At 46.7% G+C, this 19,897-nt stretch carries 14 protein-coding genes and 1 pseudogene; 6 read left to right on the top strand and 9 right to left on the bottom strand.

Annotated elements, in window-relative coordinates; translation table 11 throughout:
• The first annotated feature begins 236 nt into the window (after window positions 1–236).
• Entirely contained in the window at window positions 237–440 is a 204-nt protein-coding gene (gene rpsU / locus ACOGW3_RS15660) for a 30S ribosomal protein S21 (RefSeq protein ID WP_380247426.1), read from the top strand.
• Between the two features lie 146 nt (window positions 441–586).
• On the opposite strand, the gene ACOGW3_RS15655 is transcribed toward rpsU, so the two are convergent.
• The 5 genes from ACOGW3_RS15655 to ACOGW3_RS15635 all read right to left on the bottom strand — a co-directional run bounded on the left by ACOGW3_RS15655 (window position 587) and on the right by ACOGW3_RS15635 (window position 6,771).
• Complete coding sequence (locus ACOGW3_RS15655) at window positions 587–1,885, bottom strand: Hsp70 family protein (protein WP_419903836.1); 1,299 nt, start codon at window positions 1,883–1,885, stop codon at window positions 587–589.
• A 144-nt stretch (window positions 1,886–2,029) separates the two neighbouring features.
• The gene (locus ACOGW3_RS15650; protein ID WP_419903835.1) at window positions 2,030–3,433 is read right to left on the bottom strand and encodes an NAD(P)(+) transhydrogenase (Re/Si-specific) subunit beta; all 1,404 of its coding nucleotides are present in this window, start codon (window positions 3,431–3,433) and stop codon (window positions 2,030–2,032) included.
• Between the two features lie 11 nt (window positions 3,434–3,444).
• Window positions 3,445–3,855 carry an NAD(P) transhydrogenase subunit alpha gene (locus ACOGW3_RS15645; protein WP_419903834.1) on the bottom strand — a complete coding sequence of 137 codons (411 nt, stop codon included), beginning with the start codon at window positions 3,853–3,855 and terminating at the stop codon, window positions 3,445–3,447.
• Window positions 3,855–5,165, bottom strand: coding sequence for a Re/Si-specific NAD(P)(+) transhydrogenase subunit alpha (locus ACOGW3_RS15640; RefSeq protein ID WP_419903833.1), 1,311 nt, complete (start codon window positions 5,163–5,165; stop codon window positions 3,855–3,857). The genes ACOGW3_RS15645 and ACOGW3_RS15640 overlap by 1 nt, the downstream gene beginning before the upstream one ends.
• 250 nt (window positions 5,166–5,415) lie before the next feature.
• Window positions 5,416–6,771, bottom strand: a complete 1,356-nt coding sequence (locus ACOGW3_RS15635) for an ABC1 kinase family protein (protein ID WP_419904068.1) — start codon at window positions 6,769–6,771, stop codon at window positions 5,416–5,418.
• A gap of 315 nt (window positions 6,772–7,086) precedes the next feature.
• On the opposite strand from ACOGW3_RS15635, the gene ACOGW3_RS15630 reads away from it, so the two are divergent.
• Complete coding sequence (locus ACOGW3_RS15630; RefSeq protein ID WP_419903832.1) at window positions 7,087–8,175, top strand: PLP-dependent cysteine synthase family protein; 1,089 nt, start codon at window positions 7,087–7,089, stop codon at window positions 8,173–8,175.
• 63 nt (window positions 8,176–8,238) lie between these two features.
• Here ACOGW3_RS15630 and ACOGW3_RS15625 read toward each other — a convergent pair whose 3' ends face one another.
• Window positions 8,239–10,053 carry a M3 family oligoendopeptidase gene (locus tag ACOGW3_RS15625; RefSeq protein WP_419904067.1) on the bottom strand — a complete coding sequence of 605 codons (1,815 nt, stop codon included), beginning with the start codon at window positions 10,051–10,053 and terminating at the stop codon, window positions 8,239–8,241.
• A 159-nt stretch (window positions 10,054–10,212) separates the two neighbouring features.
• On the opposite strand from ACOGW3_RS15625, the gene ACOGW3_RS15620 reads away from it, so the two are divergent.
• The gene (locus tag ACOGW3_RS15620; RefSeq protein WP_419903831.1) at window positions 10,213–12,018 is read left to right on the top strand and encodes an AMP-dependent synthetase/ligase; all 1,806 of its coding nucleotides are present in this window, start codon (window positions 10,213–10,215) and stop codon (window positions 12,016–12,018) included.
• 98 nt (window positions 12,019–12,116) lie between these two features.
• Here the strand turns inward: ACOGW3_RS15620 and ACOGW3_RS15615 are convergent, their stop codons facing one another.
• Together ACOGW3_RS15615 and ACOGW3_RS15610 are read right to left on the bottom strand one after the other, a co-directional pair.
• Window positions 12,117–13,733, bottom strand: coding sequence for a BCCT family transporter (locus ACOGW3_RS15615; protein WP_419903830.1), 1,617 nt, complete (start codon window positions 13,731–13,733; stop codon window positions 12,117–12,119).
• Between the two features lie 177 nt (window positions 13,734–13,910).
• Window positions 13,911–14,753, bottom strand: a pseudogene (locus tag ACOGW3_RS15610) (ISL3 family transposase); the annotation flags it as partial.
• 241 nt (window positions 14,754–14,994) lie between these two features.
• Between ACOGW3_RS15610 and ACOGW3_RS15605 the strand changes: the two are divergent.
• Complete coding sequence (locus ACOGW3_RS15605; RefSeq protein WP_419903829.1) at window positions 14,995–15,138, top strand: hypothetical protein; 144 nt, start codon at window positions 14,995–14,997, stop codon at window positions 15,136–15,138.
• A 7-nt stretch (window positions 15,139–15,145) separates the two neighbouring features.
• On the opposite strand, the gene ACOGW3_RS15600 is transcribed toward ACOGW3_RS15605, so the two are convergent.
• Window positions 15,146–15,556 (bottom strand): VOC family protein, encoded by a 411-nt coding sequence (locus ACOGW3_RS15600; protein WP_419903828.1) that lies wholly within the window; start codon window positions 15,554–15,556, stop codon window positions 15,146–15,148.
• A gap of 112 nt (window positions 15,557–15,668) precedes the next feature.
• On the opposite strand from ACOGW3_RS15600, the gene ACOGW3_RS15595 reads away from it, so the two are divergent.
• Window positions 15,669–16,565 carry a LysR substrate-binding domain-containing protein gene (locus ACOGW3_RS15595; protein ID WP_419903827.1) on the top strand — a complete coding sequence of 299 codons (897 nt, stop codon included), beginning with the start codon at window positions 15,669–15,671 and terminating at the stop codon, window positions 16,563–16,565.
• A 340-nt stretch (window positions 16,566–16,905) separates the two neighbouring features.
• Window positions 16,906–19,830, top strand: coding sequence for a Tn3 family transposase (locus ACOGW3_RS15590; protein WP_419903826.1), 2,925 nt, complete (start codon window positions 16,906–16,908; stop codon window positions 19,828–19,830).
• Window positions 19,831–19,897: the final 67 nt, after the last annotated feature.

The following is a 19,897-nucleotide window of genomic DNA, read 5'->3' as shown; positions in this document are numbered from 1 at the left end:
CCTTAAAGACGAGCCCAGACATCATTCTATTTCACAAAAAACTAGGAAAACCCTGAACAAAAGAATCTCAGGAGTCGCAGATTCTTTCCTTCACATTAACCACAGGCTGTGATAACTACAGCCTCGGACCTGCTGTGCTTATGGCTCAGCGGAGGTTCTTTATGTGTTCAACTCGGGCAACCGAGAAAACTCAGTCAGATCATTTGGATCTGACGTTAGAAAGGAGCTGATCGCCCGTGCAAGTACACGTTCGTGATAACAATGTTGATCAGGCTCTTCGCGCGCTTAAGAAAAAGCTGCAACGCGAAGGTGTCTTCCGTGAAATGAAGTTGCGTCGCCACTTCGAAAAACCATGTGAGCGCAGGAAGCGTGAAGCGGCTGAAGCAGTTCGTCGCTATCGCAAACTTCTTCGCAAGCGTATGGAACGTGAAGGCTATTAAGTCTGGTCGACGTTCGTTGAACGTCGCTTAAGGCGAGATATCTTCCTATGGAAGAGGAATGGGCTGCTATCTAAACCAGATGGCGGCCCATTTTGCGTCTGCCATATTGTATACGGCCATTTCGATTGAACGTTTCGTATCTAGCCCTAAACCGTCCAATTAGCGGCATTCGGATCCAAACCGACCAAAGCGAGACCATAAGCTACTGATTCCAGCTGCTTGCCACTTGCAAGTTTTTCTTTGCCAAAGTGCTTAGCAAACAGACCCTGCACAGCAGGCACATAAGATGTCCCTCCGGTCAAAAACACCTTATCGATATCAGAGACTGCCATCCCGCTATCAGCCAGTAAGTCTTCGACTTTCTTCTCCATGACAGACAAGTCTTTTGCGATCCAGCTTTCGAAGTCCGAACGCGTAACCTTGGTTTCAATAGATTTATCACTGAAATGGACAGAAAAGTTTGTCTCTTCTTTATTGGTCAAATCCATCTTCGTTTTAGAAATGGCATCATAAATATCCATAGACCAATCGTTATCGACAACATCGATAAACGTTTCAATCATTTCAGGATTTACTGCAACAGCTTTGAGTTCACGTAGCTCTCTTAAGGTCGTCGGGCTTTTCAAAATCCCGAGCTCATGCCATTTCGAAAAGCGATTATAATAATTGCTCGGCATATCCAAGATCTGTCGATCCAGTGAATAATAACCACTGCCCTTACCAAGAAATGGGGAAACGATATGATCAATCAAACGACTGTCAAAGCTATCACCCGCAATACCAACTCCGGCATATCCAAGGGGGGTAGATTTCAGTTCAACCCCAGATCTCTCAAAATGAATGATGGAAAAATCGCTGGTTCCGCCGCCAAAATCCGCAACGAGAATAGTCGCTTCACGCTCGATTTTATTCGCATAATAATAAGCCGCACCAACCGGCTCATAAACATAGTTCACATCTGAGAAACCGATACTGCCATAAGCCGCGTTATATCTATCTCTGGCGAGATCTTCATCTGGAGAATAGCCTGCATACACGATTGGGCGACCGGCAATTACTGTCGTCTCGCCAAGAGGTAACTGTTCACCTGAATCTTTCATAAACTGCTGAAAGAAATCTGACATGATGTCTTGCAGAGTATGGCGCTTCGAAAATATTTGTGTCTCCTTGAACAAGCTACTCGCAATGTGACTTTTGAACGACTGGAGAAAACGAACCTCCCCCCGCGCAGTCAGGTATTGATCAAGCGCCCAGGGTCCCCCTGTAACATCGACAAGAGAGTGCTGGCTTTGCATGGTTTTTTCATAACAAAGAAGACTGCGATAGACATCGTGAAGGATATCGCTGTGCTTAAACTTCACAGAGCGAACGGGCTGCCCGCGTTCCGCCAGAGCAATCACAGTGTTGGTCGTACCGAAATCGATACCAATAGAGAAATCACTCATGGCACTATCCTACAAGATAATATTTTGGAATGGGGAGGCGATAAATGATCTTTTTTCGCCAACTTTTCAAGCCCTGATTTTAGACAACGAAAAAGGGCCCCTAAATAGGAGCCCTCTTCTATATTTACTTGTGCAGAGTGGCTATCAGAGCTGCTCAAGAGCCTTGACGATTTTCTCACACATTTGCTTGGCATCACCAAAGAGCATCATGGTGTTATCTCTGAAGAAGAGCTCATTTTGAACCCCGGCATAACCCGCAGACATACCACGTTTGAGGAACAAGACAGTCTGAGCCCCATCGACCTCTAGAATTGGCATGCCATAAATCGGTGATTTCGGATCTGTCTTCGCGGCAGGATTGGTGATGTCATTGGCACCAATTACAAAAACCACATCCGTTGACTTGAAGTCGCGGTTGATTTCATCCATCTCCAGTACTTCGTCATAAGGCACAGAAGCCTCAGCCAAAAGCACGTTCATATGACCTGGCATCCGTCCCGCAACCGGGTGGATCGCATAACGCACATTCACGCCATCGGACTTCAGAAGATCGACCATTTCACGCAGGGTGTGTTGAGCCTGTGCAACTGCCATACCGTACCCTGGCACAATGATCACAGAACCCGCATTCTTCATCAAGAAAGCTGCATCATCACCAGAGCCCGATTTCACCATACGATCATCATCGCCGTCGCCACCAGCTGGACCTGCTTCGCCTTCAGCACCAAAACCACCCAAGATAACACTGATGAATGAGCGGTTCATCGCCTTACACATAATGTAACTCAGGATCGCACCGGAAGATCCAACCAAGGCACCCGTGATGATCAAAAGGTTGTTCTGAAGCGTAAAACCAATGCCACAGGCTGCCCAACCGGAATAGGAGTTCAGCATGGACACAACAACCGGCATGTCAGCGCCACCGATTGGCAGGATAAGCAAGAAGCCGAGCAACAGAGTGACAACAATCAGAACCCAGAGATAGATAGGATCTTGTGTGGTGCAAAGCAGGACTAACAGGACAACAACGGATGCTCCAAGAGCGGCGTTGAGGGTGTGCTGGAACTTAAACACCAACGGACGGCCAGAAACCAATCCCTGAAGTTTTGCAAAGGCTACGACTGACCCTGTAAAGGTGATCGCGCCAACAGCAGTACCGATAGCAAGTTCAACAAGGCTTGATACTTGGATATCACCAACGATACCGATACCATAAGCTTCCGGCTTATAGAATGTCGCCAAAGCCACACAGACGGCAGCCAAGCCCACGAGACTGTGGAACGCCGCAACCAGCTGTGGCAAGGCCGTCATCTGAATACGAAGGGCAATAACGGTACCTATTGCTCCACCGATGATAAGACCCAACAAAATAGTGCCAAAACTGACGACACCTGGTGCAGCCAAGGTTGTCCCAATTGCAAGGGTCATCCCGACCATACCAAAGATATTTCCCTGGCGGCTGGTTGTTGGGTGAGAAAGACCGCGCAATGCCATAATAAAACAGACAGAGGCAGCGAGATATAACAGTGCAGATAGATCTGATGACATAATAAGCCCCCCTATTGTTTTTTCTTAAACATCTGCAGCATGCGCTGCGCGACAATAAAACCACCGAAGATATTAACCGCGGCAAGTACGATAGCAATGAAGCCCATGATCTCACTGAAACCAACATCTGCAGGGCCCGCAGCGATTAACGCGCCCACAATAATCACGGATGAAATCGCATTGGTAACGGCCATCAGGGGCGAATGGAGTGCTGGAGTAACATTCCAGACAACATAATACCCAACGAAAACAGCGAGGATCAGAACAGTTAGCCCCATGATAAAAGGGGAACCGCTCGCTTGCCCTGAGGCATCAACAGCTAAGCGACTTGCTTCTGAAGCAAGGGATGCGACTTCGTCTGATAAAGCACGGGCTGCATTGGCAGCCTCGGTAGCCTTGTTGATAAACTCTTCACTCGACATCAGGCAGACCCTCCATCTTTCTTAGCTTCAGGCTTTGTTGGAGCCGGCTTGGCAGCCTTAGCAGATGATATCTTCGCTTTAGGAGCTGCTTTTGCTTTCTTTGCAGCCTTCTCAGGTGCATCAATTGCAGTTGCTGTTTTTTTCACAGCGGCCGGTTTTTCTTTTTCAGCATGCGCCAGAGCTGGGTGAACAATACTGCCTTCATGGGTCACACAGGTGCCCTTGACGATCTCATCATTCCAATCGATCTTCAGCCCTTTGGCCTCTTTATCATAAAGAAGCTCAAAGAAATTATAGACATTGCGCGCATAGAGAGATGAAGCGTCGGTTGCAAGTCGGCCAGGAACGTTGTTGTACCCAACAACGGATACATCGTGCTTGCTCACAACCTTACCAGCCTGTGAAAGTTCACAATTGCCGCCATTTTCAACAGCAAGGTCAACAATAACAGATCCCGGCTTCATGGATTTCACCATATCAGCAGTCACCAATACCGGCGCAGGCCGACCAGGGATCAAGGCTGTGGTAATCACCATATCAACCTTGGCGATCGTCTCGGCAATCAAGGCAGCTTGTTTGGCCTTATAGGCATCAGACATCTCTTTGGCGTAACCGCCAGCAGTCTCAGCCTGTTTGAACTCGTCGTCTTCAACAGCAACAAACGTTGCGCCCAAACTTTCAACCTGTTCTTTAGAAGCAGGTCGAACGTCAGTCGCAGAAACCACAGCGCCTAGGCGACGTGCCGTCGCAATAGCTTGAAGACCAGCAACACCAGCCCCCATGACAAAAACTTTGGCTGGGGCAATCGTTCCAGCAGCCGTCATCATCATCGGGAAAGCCCGATTAAAAACAGCCGCGCCATCAAGAACAGATTTATAACCTGCAAGATTTGATTGGCTAGAGAGAACATCCATAGACTGCGCACGTGTAATACGTGGCACGAAATCCATGGCAAAGGTTGTCAGTTCCGATTTGGCAAAGGCATCCAGCTCTTTGGTTGATCGATAAGGGTCTGTGATTGAGATCACCACGGTACCTTTTGCAAGCCCCTTGACCTCATTATCTTTACCACCAGCAATCGGCTTTTGAACTTTTAAGATGACCGCCGCGTCTTTGTACGTCGTCGCAGCATCTTTTCCAATTGTAGCACCAGCTGCCTTAAAGGCATCATCGGTAAAACTCGCGGAAGAACCCGCGCCTTTTTCGACTACGACATCACATCCCAGAGCGATCAGTTTTTTGACCGTCTCAGGTGAAGCTGCCACCCGTGTTTCATTCGGACGACACTCCTTGGGAATAGCAATTTTCATATTATCTCCCCACAAGAATTCCCCAGCCGACCCTTTTAGGCCGACTACTTATCGTTTTTATTAAAGCTTTTTTCTACTATATGCCGCAAGTGTGCAGTGCACAATAACAGACGAATTCAGTCATTTTTTGTGGATTAAGATATGTTCCACTAAGGAAAATATCTCCGATCAGAAACTTTATTCGCATATTTTGAAGACAAAATCAGACCGATTCTCATGTATACACAGGTCAGAATTGACCGTTTTCAGATTAATTCAAGTCACACTTTTCAAGCGCTGAGGACTGTTGTTTTGACAATTCCACATGATTGAAATCTCCGATAAGATCATGGAAAAGCTGATGCCAGTTGATCTCGGCTTTTAAGTGCATGAATACGGAACCAAGTCCCACGGCAGCCCGGTCCATAAGCACGAATTCCCGGGGAGGTTTCACTCCGCCAAGCCGTCGTAGTTCGCCATGAACCTTATTGGCAATTTTAGCTCCGTAAGGGCCGCCTTTATGATCATCAACGATCGTTCGTTTTCGATCCTGCAATAGAGGGCCATATAGAAAGTGGGCCCAGATATTAAGGGTATCGAGCATTTCCCTGTTCTTGATCTTAAAGCCCCAGCTTTCATAGGCCCGTACTGCGAGGGCTTCATCATTTTGCTCAAGACCAAAATACAGATCGATAACGCCCTTTACGAACGAAGGCTCAAAAACCCTGATACAGCCAAAATCCAGTAAATTCACATCGCCATTCTGACGTATAGAGTAGTTACCCAAATGAGGATCGCCATGGATGACCCCGTACTTATAAAAAGGGACATACCAGGCACGGAACATATTCATCGCGACTTGATTGCGTGCCTCAATATTGTCTTCGTGATCTTTGATATAATCCAGTAACGGGCTGCCATCGAGCCACGTCATGGTAAGAAGACGCCGGGTCGACAAATTATCAACACACTCTGGAACAAAAACCTGAGCCTCATCGCGAAGCATGTATTGATACAACTTCATATTCTGAGCTTCGCGAAAATAGTCCAGCTCCTCCCGCAGCCGGTCCGACAGCTCTTTATGAATGTTACTGGGGTCAATTGCCTTGTCGTAACGACGATAGATTCCAAAAAGAATGCTAAGTTGCTTGAGATCAGCCTCAACTGCGGAAATCATATCTGGGTATTGCAGTTTACAGGCAAGCTCTGTTCCATCATGTCCCCGGGCATTGTGAACCTGGCCAAGAGAAGCTGCGGCAGTCGCTTCATGTACAAAGGTATCAAATTTCTTCAGCCAGCCAGCGCCAAGTTCACTTTTCATTCTGCGTTTCACAAACAACCACCCCATAGACGGGGCATTGGATTGAAGTTGCCGTAACTCCTCAGCGTATTCTTTTGGCAGAGCATCAGGGATTGTCGCCAGGATTTGGGCAGCTTTCATCAAGGGGCCCTTAAGCCCGCCCAAAGCATTTTTGAGATCTGAGGAATGTTTGCCTCGGTCCAACCCTGTTCCAAACACTAGGTTACTAACGACCTGCGCCGCCAACCCTCCAACAGAAGTACCAACCTGTGCATATCGCTTAAGGCGCCCGCCTAGGCGAGATTCCTCATCAGCAAAGTCATCCATTTTTTTATCATTCGGCACAAACCAGCCCTCTCGGATTTAACGAACTTTCTTAAGTCCAGACGATTAACTTTGTCGTCATTATCACCCAGTATATGAGCAAGTCGCCAATCACTTCCAGAGAGATTACGAACATATTACACCACACACTAAGGATAAATTGTAAAAATATCTCAAGAATTTTAAATTTTGCTAAGCTATTTGAGAAACTTTCTTCACACTACTTTGACATAATCCCAAAGCTATCAACTTTCAGGTAAATCTTCTGACAAGTGCTATGATGTTAACATCCAAGGCGTGAAAAATGAGAACGAAACAATGACAGCAACCTACAAACGTGAGTGGACACATCAAGCGATCAAAAAGATAGACGCTGATTTCAACCGTTCCTCTGATACGCATCTGATCAAACTGGAGCTCCCAAGTTGCCATGGGGTTGATCTCTACTTTAAAGATGAAACCACCCATCCAACTGGTAGTTTAAAACATCGTCTCGCCAGATCCCTGTTCTTATATGGCCTTTGTAACGGTTGGATTTCTCAAGACACAACCATCATTGAATCATCATCGGGTAGTACCGCAATATCCGAAGCTTACTTTGCAAGATTACTCGGTCTCAAATTTATCGCCGTTGTCCCCAAGACGACCGCACGGCAAAAACTGGCTCAGATAGAGTTTTATGGCGGGCAATGCCACTTGGTTGAGCCCAAAGATATCTATTACGAATCAGAACGTCTGGCCCGTGAATTGAACGGCCACTACATGGACCAATTCACCTTTGCCGAACGCGCGACAGACTGGCGTGGTAACAACAACATTGCCCAATCCATTTTCGACCAAATGGCCCTCGAACCTCACCCCGATCCAGAATGGGTGGTTGCCAGCGCCGGTACCGGGGGGACATCGGCGACCATTGGCCGATTTATTCGCTACGAAAAATCATGCTGTTCTACGACCAAACTCTGTATCGTTGATCCTGAAAATTCTGTTTTCTTTGACTATTACAACACGGGAGATAAAAACCTGACCAGCGCCAAGGGGTCACGAATAGAGGGAATTGGGCGCCCCCGGGTTGAACCCTCATTTATCCCATCCGTTGTCGATCGCATGATCCAGATACCAGATGCAGCTTCGATTGCAGCCGTTCATCTATTGGAAGAACTCCTCGGTCGAAAATGTGGTGCATCTACCGGCACCAACCTTTGCGGTGCCTTCCAACTCATGTCCGAAATGAAAGAGCGTGGGCTAAAGGGAAGCATCGTCACTTTGATATGCGATTCAGGTGATCGCTACCTTGATACTTATTACAACGAAAAGTGGCTGGGAGAAAAAGAACTGGATACCGCTCCTCACCTTGAAAAACTCAGACAATTTCTTGTCAGTGGTACATTCAACATCCAGGGTTGAGAACAAGAAAAAGCACCTCCCAATTCGAGAAGTGCTTTTTAACATACAGCTCTGATTACAGAGTTAGTCTTCCATTGCTTCAAGCTGATCAATAAATCCAGACACCACTTTTAAACCCTGGCTCCAGAAATCGGGATCACTTGCATCCAACCCAAAGGGAGCCAGTAATTCCTTATGGCGTTTTGATCCTCCCGCGGAGAGCATTTCAAGATACTTCTCGGCAAAGCCTTCTTCACTCTGCTGATAAACGGCATAGAGAGAGTTAACCAAACAATCCCCAAATGCGTAGGCATAGACATAAAACGGGGCGTGAATGAAGTGTGGAACATAAGACCAGTAGGAAGCGTATTCATCTTCAAACCGGATCGAAGGTCCAAGGCTGGCACGCTGGGTGTCCATCCAGATTTCACCCAATTGCTCAGGGAGAAGTTCTCCATTGCGGCGCTCGTCATGGACCCGGGTTTCAAACTGGTGCATAGCAACCTGTCGAACCACAGTATTGAGCATATCCTCAGCCTTAGAAGCGAGCATGATACGCTTTGCTTTTTTATCGTCTTTCTTTTTCAAGACCGATTGGAAGGTGAGCATTTCCCCAAATACGGATGCCGTTTCTGCCAAGGTCAAAGGCGTATCAGCCATTAAAGGCCCCTGAACGCCGGCCAACACCTGATGAACACCATGACCGAGTTCGTGCGCCAAGGTCATAACATCCCGGGTGCGTCCTTGATAATTCACCAAAAGATAGGGATGAGCACAAGGCACGGTAGGGTGAGCAAAAGCTCCGGGAGCTTTCCCCGGTCTTACCGGCGCATCGATCCAAGGATTATCAAAAAACCTCTGACCGACTTCCGCGAGAGCCGGTGAAAATCCGGCATAAGCTGAGAGGACAGTTTCCCGAGCCGTATCCCAGTTAATAACATCGTCATCGTCATCTGGCAGCGGCGCATTACGATCCCAATAAGGGAGTTGCTCGACACCAAACCACTTAGCTTTTAATTTATAATAACGGTGCGCCAGATCTTCGTAAGAACCTGAGACCGAGCTAACCAACGCATCAACAACTTCATCTTCGACAACATTGGCAAGGTTGCGCGAAGAAACCGGACGCTCAAAACCACGCCATTGGTCTTCAGTTTCTTTGTCTTTGGCCAGCGTATTAGTGATGTGCGCAAAGAGCCGTTGGTTTTCACCCAACACTTTCCCCAGGGATTGCGCGGCTTCTTTTCGAACTTCCGGATCCCGATTGCTTAATTTATTCAGGATTTGTGCTGAGCTAAGCTCTTCATCTTTAAATGGGAACCGCAAACTCGCCATTGTTTCATCAAACAGGCGGACCCAAGCGGATCGCCCCGATACACTCTTTTCATGCAACAAGCCCTCGAGTTCATCAGAAAGTTGATGATCTTTCTGGGCACGAAGTTCTCTCAACCACGGTGCATATTTAGACAGAGAGCTTTTTTCAATCTTTTCTTGGAGATCGGCTTCATCCAGTTTGTTCAGCTCCAATGTGAAGAATAGAACATGAGTGGAAATACTCGTGCTGCGCTCTTGCATGGATTGGAAGAATTTACCAACCTCGGGATCACTCATATTGCCGGCATAGACCAGATAAGCGTAACTCATCACCTTGCCCATGATTTCCTGGGCTTGTTCAAAGGCAACAATGGCACTGTTAAGATCTTCCCCACTTAAATCTGCAAGCTTACCAGCATATTTATCCTTAAAGGAAATGGCTGCTTTTTCAACCTTTACCAAGTCGTCTTCAAGCTCTGGCGAATCAGGCGAAGGGTAGAGATCTGTTAGATCCCAGGCAGGTAAAGTACCAAGCTTTTCGTCGATAACATCTTTGGGGTGAGCAGCTTCGGTCCCAGCTTCCATCATGGAAAAATCCTCTCATTCCGCTAAACGCGGTCTACAAATGCGAACTATATCTCTATAAACTTAGAATTAAGAATTTGAAAACAAGGCGAGAATCGCCAAATAATACGTTATTAATGATAAGAAAACACAAGAACAGGTAAAGGCCAAACGAGGATTATGGAACAGAGTATCTCACCACCGCACTATAAAAACCTTGTCAGCCTGTTCTATGAACACGCCCGAGAACGGGATGAACAGCCCTTCCTCTGGTTCAAAGACAACAAAGCTTACTGGCCGATCAGTTGGTCAGAAACCTCTCGCCGAATTACAGCCATGGCCAGAAGCCTGAAATCTCTTGGCTTGGAAAAAGGAGACAGAGTGGTCCTGGTCGCTGAAAACAGACCTGAATGGTTTATTGCTGATCTCGCGATTATGGCAGCAGGCGGCATTACTGTGCCAGCCTATACCACCAATACGATTGATAACCACCAACACGTCCTGGATCATTCCGGTGCCAAAGGGATTATTATTTCTACCGAGGCACTTTGTAAAAGAGGCCTTCCCGCCGCCGAGAAAGCCTCAGAATGTAAATGGGTAATAACGATTGATGAGGTTGAGCAAAATGGTGATCTGGCAATCCATAACTGGGAGCACTTGCTCGCCGAAGGAGACAAACTTGAAGGGGATATTGAAGCAGCCGCACAGGAACTTACCCGGAGCGATATCGCTTGTTTAATATACACTTCAGGAACAGGCGGGCTGCCCAAGGGAGTTATGCTGAGCCACGGTGCCATACTCTGTAACTGCGAAGGCGCCTGGGACGTACTTTATCACTTAGGCCTGGGAGAAGAGACTTTCCTCTCCTTCCTTCCCCTTTCCCATGCTTATGAGCATACAGCCGGACAATTTTTCCCTCTCCTGCTTGGTGCACAAATCTATTATGGCGAGGGTGCCGAGCACTTGTTACGGAATATGGCCGAAGCAAAACCAACAATTATGACAGCCGTCCCTCGTCTATACGAATCAATGTATAACCGGATCACCAAGGGCCTCGAAAAAGAAAAACCGCTCAAAAGATCCTTGTTTTATAAGGCCGAAGCTTTAGGCCGGAAAAAATATACAGCCCCCGACAGCTTGAACCTGATGGAAAGGGTTCAGGACCGGGTTCTCGAGAAACTTGTTCGCGATAAACTCAGACTCCGGTTTGGTGGCCGGTTAAAAGCCATGGTCTCGGGCGGCGCTGCGCTAAACGAGGATATCGGGCTTTTCTTTCACTCTTTAGGTCTTCCAATTTTACAGGGGTATGGCCAAACCGAAGCCGCCCCTGTTATCGCGGTTAACCGACCTGGCATTATCGACATGAGCACGGTCGGCCCCGAACTCAGGGGGGTCGAGATCAAGATCGCTGAGGACGGAGAAATCCTGGCCAAGGGCGAGTTGCTGATGAGCGGCTATTGGAATGACCAGAAATACACTAACGAGACCATCAAAGATGGTTGGCTCTACACAGGAGACATCGGGGAGCTCGATGCTAAAGGGCGCCTGAAGATTACCGACAGAAAGAAAGACATTATTGTCCTTTCTGGTGGGGACAACGTTTCCCCTGCAAGAGTTGAGGGAGAAATTGTCCACCATTCTTTCATTCATCAGGCCATGGTCTATGGCAACAAACGCCCCCACTTAGTCGCCGTTATCGTACCTGATGAAGACTTTCTCGAACAATGGGGCGAGGCAAGTGGAATACCTGGAGTACTGGCATCCGTTTACGACAATCCCTCCCTAAAGATCTCGATGGCAAAGGTCATAGATCAAATCAACAAGCAGCTTTCTCCGCTAGAGAAAGTGCGTAAATTCGTCGTCGCAAAGGAATCTTTTAGCATAGATAACGAAATGATGACGCCGACCTTAAAAGTAAGGCGCCATAAAGTAATCGAAGTCTATCAAGATCAGATAGATGCGCTTTACCCCAAATCAAAAAAGTAATCTTCCCCAATATCAACCGGATAAAAACGGGACAAAAAAATGGCCCCTGAAATTCATCTGAATTTCAGGGGCCATTTTCATTTCAGCATTTGAAACGATTAGCCGTTCAAGCCGCCACTAGCGCGTTGCCCACCCGAGGAATATGACTGCCCCAGGTCTTCTTCGCGAAGTGCTTTCACCAAACCAATCATCATGAAAATCATAATTATTGAGAAAGGAAGGGCAGCTGCAATTGCGGCAGCTTGTAAGGCTTTCAATCCGCCAGCAATCAACAAGGCTGCCGCAACCAAACCTTCACCCAAGCCCCAGATAACCCGGTGCATGGTTGGTGGATTTTCATCCCCCATGGAAAGCAAAGTATTCACAACCAGCGTCCCAGAATCAGACGAGGTAATGAAATAGGTTGCGATAAGAAGCGTTGCCACGATTGAAGCAAGCGTTCCAATGAAACCGGCGTTCATTTTTTCGAGCGTCACATAAAGCGCTGAGGTCAAATCAGATTGAACCGCTTCAACAATACCGCCGTCTCCAAAGAGTTCGATATGAAGGGCTGTCCCCCCAAATGCCGTTAGCCACACCGCACCAAGTAGCGTTGGTACGAATAACACGCCAAGAATGAATTCACGGATCGTGCGTCCTTTAGAAATCCGGGCAATGAACATGCCAACAAAAGGAGCCCAAGACATCCACCATCCCCAATAGAAGGCTGTCCACCAACCCTGCCATTGGCTGGCTTCATCGTTCGCATTCGTCCAAAGGCTGAGCGGAATAACGTTGCCCATGTAATCGCCAATGTTCTGAAGGAAAGCACCCAAGAGATAACGGGTTGGGCCAAAGGCAATGAAGAACGCAAGGATCGCAATTGATAGCCAAAGATTTACTTCGGAAAGGATCTTAACCCCTTTGCCAACACCCGACACAACTGAAACAGTTGCCAGGGTAGAAACGATTGCAATCAAAACCATCATGGCGGCCAGTGCGGGTTCGGTCTTGGTCACACCATCGGTAACAGATTGCGTAACCCAGAAACCCCAACCAGTGATTTCGTACAGGCCGGTGGCCATCTGCTGAACCCCAAGACCAAGAGATGTCGCAACACCAAAAACTGTACCATAAACAGCTAGAAGATCAGCGATATGTCCAATTGGTCCATAGATACGATCACCGATCAACGGATAGAGCGAAGACCGGATTGTGAGAGGTAAATCCTTACGATAAGCAAAATATGCAAGTGCAAGTGCAACGATTACGTAGATCGCCCAAGGATGCAGTCCCCAGTGAAACAGAGTGATGCGCATGGCGACTTGAGCCGCTTCTGCTGATTGCGACATATCATCTGTAATAAACGGGTTGGACTGAAAGTGGTAAATTGGTTCGGCGATAGACCAAAATACCAGGCCGATCCCCATACCAGCGCCAAACAACATGGCGAACCAGGAAAAATAGCTGAACTCTGGTCGGTCGGTATCTTTGCCTAACCGCAGATTACCATAGCGACTAAAGAGTAGCCAAATTACAAAAAAGAGGAAAAACGCAACGATTCCAAGATAGTACCATTTCATAGTACCAACGAGGAAATTGTTAATCCCAGTGAAGAAGTCTCCGACCCCTTCAGTGGCAACAAATGCCATAATTACTAAAGCGAAGACGAGAAACTTCGACCATATTGCCATGGTCGGATTCAAGCCTTTTAGAAAGCCAGACTCTGCTCTCATGATTATAACCTCCCTGAAATGACCCGGATTGGGTCGGGGCCATAATCCGAAAACTCAAATCCCTTTCATGGTCAATAGCGACCTAATTTTAAGATATGTTAGAGAACAAGACACCGATTTGCCCCACTCAAAAAATAAATAATGATTTTTGGCACTTCTCCGCTTTGTTGAGTAGATTTAGGATTTCAAATAGAGCATAGATTGATTATCTGGAATGGATGATTGTCTAATTTTGAGTTTGAAGTATTCGGTATCCTTGATGCCTCTGGCTCGCTTACGGATCATTCCTATACTGACATTACCAGCCTCTATCCTGGCGCTTGTGAGCTTGTGTTTGGCGTAGTTGCAGATGCCCACACAATGTTTCCGTAGGGATTTCGCGAACTTTTTTAGATAGAGCATCTGTGACTGATCTGCTATCAGGCACCAACGTTCCAGTTGCTCCGCCATCGCCTCAAATGAAGCGGCACTCCACAGCAGCTGAAGCTGTTCTTTCAAGACGTAAAGTGCATTCAGGTTGCTATTGCTCTCCAGCAACCTTTGCAGCTTGTCACTTTGTTTTTCACTCAACTTATCCGCATTTTTGAGCAACAGATAATGTGTCCCTTTCATCAACTCTTTACCACTTGGATCGGCCTTTCTGAACTCAAGTCGACGCTGATTATGGATAGCTTTGCTGTAGTTTTTCATGACGTGGAAACGGTCAAATACTATGTCGGCCAACGGCAAGGACTCTCTGACAGCCTTTTGGTAGGCAGGCCCCATATCCATCGCTACGGCCTTTATTTTGCAGGCTGTATCTGGTTGCAGTTGTTTCAAAAACCTTGAAAAAACCTCGGCAGTAGGGAGAGTTTCAATAAGGTATGCCCTGTCGATATTCTTGACCGTTTCCCATCGTATATCCAAATGTCTGGAAACCGCTTGAATAGACATATGCCGACATAATCCACTGATCAGTCGGCAAAATCGGTGAGTGAAACGGCACCCTTTATCAACAAAATCACACCCCTCAATGCGGCGTTCGCCCTTGTTAATATAAACCTGCGCCAGCTCAATCTCGACCACACAAGGATACCCAAAAAGGGGGATGTCGTTTACTTGTCGGCGGACATGCTGGTTGATGCTTCCCTTCTGGCCTGTAGCAGGGTCTATAGCCCTCCTACGCGCGTCTCGGCTGCAGTGAATGACAATCTTAACACCGCCGTCATCCAGTTTAATTTCATTTACACGTTGCCCTTTGAGGCCTAAAATATGCTGCGAGATGTTGATTGTCATATACCTGCTCTATGTAAAGTTATCAGAAACCATACATATCAACAGGTTACTTGGCGGTCGGCATCTTTTTCTACTCAACAAAGCGGAGAAGAGCCAGATTTTCATCGTACATTCCAATACATTACTGTAATTACGGGTTACTTAAGACCACCCAGACCCAGGTATTCGATAAATTCAATGACATTGTCATCTGGATCACGAATAAAAAAAGATGTCCCGGTTCCATGTGCATGAGGACCACCACTAAGAGGAATAGCAAGCTGTTCTAACTTTTTGATAACAGCAGCTGCATTTGTCACTTCAAGCGCGACATGGGTATAGCCAGTGTACTTTTCTTCTGAACGCATCAGAATATTATCTTTATCGGCCTGGTTTGCGTTCAATATGAAATTGATATTAACTCCCGCCGGATGTTCAACAATGGCTACAGGTTCTGGTCCCATTGGTCCCGCGATGAACTCAAAACCAAGTTTTTCATAAAAAGAACGCGACACCGTCAAATCACTCACTCTTAAACCGACATGATTAACCTTGGTAATTTCTTTCATCGTACTGCTCCTTGTTTCACTATTCCCCAAACATAATCGTTCTATTTTCTTTTAACAGGCCCATAATTAGACAATACTGTTCCATATTTAGAACAATTGTTCATAGAGCCTTATGATTAACCTGAACGATATGGTGCTGTTCGCCAAAGTTGCCGATCTCCAAGGCATATCGCCAGCAGCTACAGCCCTAGGGATTCCCAAATCCCGGATCAGCAGAAGAGTGGCTGCGTTGGAAGAGGCTCTGGGTGTCAGGCTGTTAGAGAGAACAACCCGTTCCGTTCAACTGACAGAGATGGGGGAGATCTTTGTTCAACATTGCAAACGTATCGTCGAAGAGTCAGAAAGCGCCGTCGAATCAGTACATCGGATGATGGAAACACCCCGCGGCCTGCTCAGGATAAGTGTTTCCTTTGCCATGGGGCAATATCTCATCGCGCCCTATCTTGGTGAGTTTTTAAAGCTCTATCCCGATATCGAAATAAACATGGATCTCAACAACCGTCGCGTAGATCTGATTGCTGAAGGCTATGATCTCGTCATTCGAGTCGGTGATCAGCAGGATTCAAGCCTGATGAGCAAAGTGATAGGACAGGCGAGAGCTCATCTATGCGCCTCGCCAAATTATATAAAACAACACGGCCCTATAACATCGGTAGAACAGTTACCTCACCACAAGCTATTAACGATGAGTAACAGTAACAATGTTAAACAATGGGTCCTCGAAAACAATCGGGGAGAGCTTAAGTCTATCGATGTCAGCCCAAACAGCTCTATCAATGACTTTTCAGCCCTGAGATCATTGGTCGAGGTTGATGGCGGCATATCGATCATGCCAGAATATATCATACATGACGCAATCGCTAAGGACAGATTAGTCCGTGTGCTACCGGAATGGCAGAGTACGATAATTAGTTATTACGTCCTCTATCCCAGCAGAAAAGGGCTTACAAAGAAAGCCCGTGCCTGGATTGAATTCTTCACCGAGAAACTAAAAAGCATCCCTTCTTAGCATCAAAATCCAATCATGCAGTAAACGCATATCGGCACTGTAATAATGTAAATCGACATTCAGAAAAAAATTGCTACATTCATGTCATCAGATGTTGTTATGCAATATCTACTTGGGCTGACTGTTGAGCTTGCTCCGGTTGGTCCGTTTCCAGGCTTCGGCCTGAGGGTCCTCGGACCCTATGTCTCCCAGACGTGAAGCCTCCCTGTTTGACCTAATGACATCATAGCTGCCCAAATACGACATCTCAACGAACATAAAGAGAACAAATAGCCTGCATACGGTATAAACATTGATCATTATACTTCATCTTTTTTCATTTCAGACAAGGGATGTTGGTATGGCACACGACTGGACCGAAGCAGATGTGGGAACTCAATGGAGCTTAGGATATGACGACTTAACCCGGATCGAGGGTAAATCGTCAGGTTTCAGACTTGGTTTTGCGGCACAATTAAAGTTTTATAGTCTTGTAGGCCGTTTTCCAAAAACATGGAAAGAAATCCCTGAATTTGCACTGCCTTTCCTTGCCGACCAAGTTGGTCGGGAGGTTACTGACGTTGATTTATATGAATTTTCCAGCCGCAACAGCCAACGTCATCGTTTGGAAATTTTATCTCTCCTCAATGTGCGAAAGATGAAAGCTGATGATCGTAGGAATTTACAACTATGGTTGACCCATGAGCTTTGCTCCACCTGTACGTTAACAGGAGAGATGTTGGATCACCTGTATTTATGGTGCCTAGAACGACAACTACAGGGACCAGCTCTTAAAGAGGCCACTCGGTTGGTTAGAACGGCACGGCAACAATATGAGGATGATCTCTTGGCTCGTATTGTTATGAGGCTCGGGTATGAGACTATATGCCGCCTTGAAAATTCTCTTGACCCAACTCCACCTTCCTATGGGTTTTCGGATTTCAAAGAAGAGCCCGGGCGTGTAGCGCTCGAGAGTGTGCTTAAGGTCTCTGGACGATTGTCTTTTATACGCTCACTTGCCCTGCCACGCTCAATGATATCCAAAATTGGGCCTTACTGGCGGGAGAAATACAGGCGTCGGGTGGCACAGGAAGCCGCATGGGAAATGCGCCGGCACACAATAAACCGCCGACTTGGAATGTATGTGATTTTCTTGATTGAACGCGAAGCTGAGCTGGCGGATGGCCTAACCGATCTCTTGCTGGAAACGACTCATAAAATATCAAAAAAGGCTGAAAGCACAATTATTGCTGAAGTTTCCCGGAATGCCTCCAAGATACATGGTAAGGAAAAACTTCTTGTCGACATGGCCTTTGCTGCCCTTAGAAACCCGGACGGAGTAATTAGGGACGTTATTTTTCCGGTTGCAGGGGAAGAGAAGCTTGCTGCAATAATTAAAGGCCATAAGACGCGAGGAACATGGAACCAGCTTGTATTTCAGGTCATGAGAAGTTCCTACGCTCATCATTATCGTCCAATGTTACCTGATACTCTCAAGGTCCTGGATTTTAAATCTAACAACGTCATACATCGCCCAGTACTTAAGGCTCTTGCCTGGATTGAGAGTATGAAAAACGATACCCGCCGAATTGTCCGTCTGAAAGATGGTATCCCAATCGACGGGGTGATCGCACCGAAATGGTATAATTGCGTTGTTGAAGCCGACAGTTCGGGTTGTCTCCGAATAAATAGGATAAATTACGAACTTTGTGTTCTGCTTGCTCTACGGGACCGGATACGTTGCAAGGAAATTTGGGTTGTTGGCTCTGATCGTTATCGTAATCCGGACGATGATTTGCCTAAAGATTTTGATACTAAACGCAAGACTTACTATGAGGATCTTGGCCTTAGCCAGGATGCAAAGACCTTCACTGCAGGTATACGGGCTGAACTTGAAGCCGAATTGCTATTACTGAACAATGAACTCCCGAATAACAACCTTGTCCGGATCAAGGAGCGTGGTAAAAATAGTATATCCATTTCGCCCTACATTCCTTTACCTGAACCAACAGGATTGGCATCAGTCAAAACCGAGATCGAACGCAGATGGCCGATGACAGGGTTATTGGATCTTCTTAAAGAAAGCGCCCTTGATACTGGGTTTCTCAGTGCTTTCCAAACTTCAGGGGACAGGGTAGTTCTGGACGAAGAAACCCTCCAGCAAAGACTCCTGTTGTGTCTTTATGGTCTGGGGACGAATGCGGGACTAAAACGTATAAGTGCTGGATCTCCAGGTGTATCCTATAAAGAACTTCTTCATGTCCGGCGTAAATTCATCCACCGGGGAGCTCTCCAGGAAGCAATCAGGCAAATTGTCAATGCGACGCTTGCTATTCGTGACCCATCTATCTGGGGAGAAGTTGGCACGGCTTGCGCCTCAGATTCCAAGAAATTTGGCGCCTGGGACCGTAACCTTATGACGGAATGGCATGTCCGGTATAAGGGGCGTGGCGTCATGATTTACTGGCATGTGGCCAAGCGTTCTACCTGTATTTTTTCTCAATTGAAACGATGTTCTTCATCTGAAGTAGCTTCCATGATTGAGGGAGTGTTACGCCATTGTACTGATATGGATATTCAACGACAGTATGTAGATAGTCATGGCCAGAGCGAAGTGGCTTTTGCCTTTTGTCGTATGCTCAGTTTCGAACTGGCTCCAAGATTGAAGGCGATTGCACGTCAAAAACTATGTCTACCGTCATCAGACTTCAAAGGCCGGTTGCAAAATCTTACTCCTATCCTGAGCTCTGTCATTGACTGGGATCTGATTGAACGACAATACGATGAAATGGTTAAGTATACTGCAGCGCTGAAACATCGAACGGCAGATCCTGAAGCTATTCTACGTCGTTTTTCTCGTGGAGAAACTATGCATCCGACGTACAAGGGATTGGCGGAATTGGGGAGAGCAATCAAAACCATTTTCCTATGCAAGTATCTACGTTTGGAATCCCTGCGTCGGGAAATCCATGAGGGCCTGAATGTGGTGGAAAACTGGAATAGTGCCAACGGCTTTGTATTTTTTGGTAATGGCGGTGAGATTGCGACAAACCGTATCGATGATCAGGAGATATCCGTTTTGGCGCTACATCTTCTGCAGAGCTGTCTTGTTTACGTAAATACCAGGATGTTACAAACTGTATTATCAGAACAGGCATGGGCCGCGCGGATGACACTGGAAGATTTTCGGGGTCTTAATCCTGCTATTTACGGCCATATCAACCCGTATGGCTTCTTTGATGTCAATCTGCTGAAACGAATTGATTATCAGAGATTGGCTGCCTAAAATCAGGGGGCTAAATTTCTCTAATCGATTTTGAGTAACAAGCGGGCTGATCCAGGAACAAAGGAAG

It is taken from the genome of Kiloniella sp., assembly GCF_965205715.1.
GTDB lineage: Bacteria > Pseudomonadota > Alphaproteobacteria > Kiloniellales > Kiloniellaceae > Kiloniella.
This window is presented reverse-complemented; position numbering and strand designations above follow the sequence as displayed.

What these genes read in the sequence shown, in the direction of transcription:
- ACOGW3_RS15655 (WP_419903836.1), bottom strand. Translation starts at nt 1,885, where the DNA reads ATGAGTGATTTCTCTATTGGTATCGATTTCGGTACGACCAACACTGTG.
- ACOGW3_RS15650 (WP_419903835.1), bottom strand. Translation starts at nt 3,433, where the DNA reads ATGTCATCAGATCTATCTGCACTGTTATATCTCGCTGCCTCTGTCTGT.
- ACOGW3_RS15645 (WP_419903834.1), bottom strand. Translation starts at nt 3,855, where the DNA reads ATGTCGAGTGAAGAGTTTATCAACAAGGCTACCGAGGCTGCCAATGCA.
- ACOGW3_RS15640 (WP_419903833.1), bottom strand. Translation starts at nt 5,165, where the DNA reads ATGAAAATTGCTATTCCCAAGGAGTGTCGTCCGAATGAAACACGGGTG.
- ACOGW3_RS15635 (WP_419904068.1), bottom strand. Translation starts at nt 6,771, where the DNA reads ATGGATGACTTTGCTGATGAGGAATCTCGCCTAGGCGGGCGCCTTAAG.
- ACOGW3_RS15630 (WP_419903832.1), top strand. Translation starts at nt 7,087, where the DNA reads ATGACAGCAACCTACAAACGTGAGTGGACACATCAAGCGATCAAAAAG.
- ACOGW3_RS15625 (WP_419904067.1), bottom strand. Translation starts at nt 10,053, where the DNA reads ATGGAAGCTGGGACCGAAGCTGCTCACCCCAAAGATGTTATCGACGAA.
- ACOGW3_RS15620 (WP_419903831.1), top strand. Translation starts at nt 10,213, where the DNA reads ATGGAACAGAGTATCTCACCACCGCACTATAAAAACCTTGTCAGCCTG.
- ACOGW3_RS15615 (WP_419903830.1), bottom strand. Translation starts at nt 13,733, where the DNA reads ATGAGAGCAGAGTCTGGCTTTCTAAAAGGCTTGAATCCGACCATGGCA.
- ACOGW3_RS15605 (WP_419903829.1), top strand. Translation starts at nt 14,995, where the DNA reads ATGTTGATTGTCATATACCTGCTCTATGTAAAGTTATCAGAAACCATA.
- ACOGW3_RS15600 (WP_419903828.1), bottom strand. Translation starts at nt 15,556, where the DNA reads ATGAAAGAAATTACCAAGGTTAATCATGTCGGTTTAAGAGTGAGTGAT.
- ACOGW3_RS15595 (WP_419903827.1), top strand. Translation starts at nt 15,669, where the DNA reads ATGATTAACCTGAACGATATGGTGCTGTTCGCCAAAGTTGCCGATCTC.
- ACOGW3_RS15590 (WP_419903826.1), top strand. Translation starts at nt 16,906, where the DNA reads ATGGCACACGACTGGACCGAAGCAGATGTGGGAACTCAATGGAGCTTA.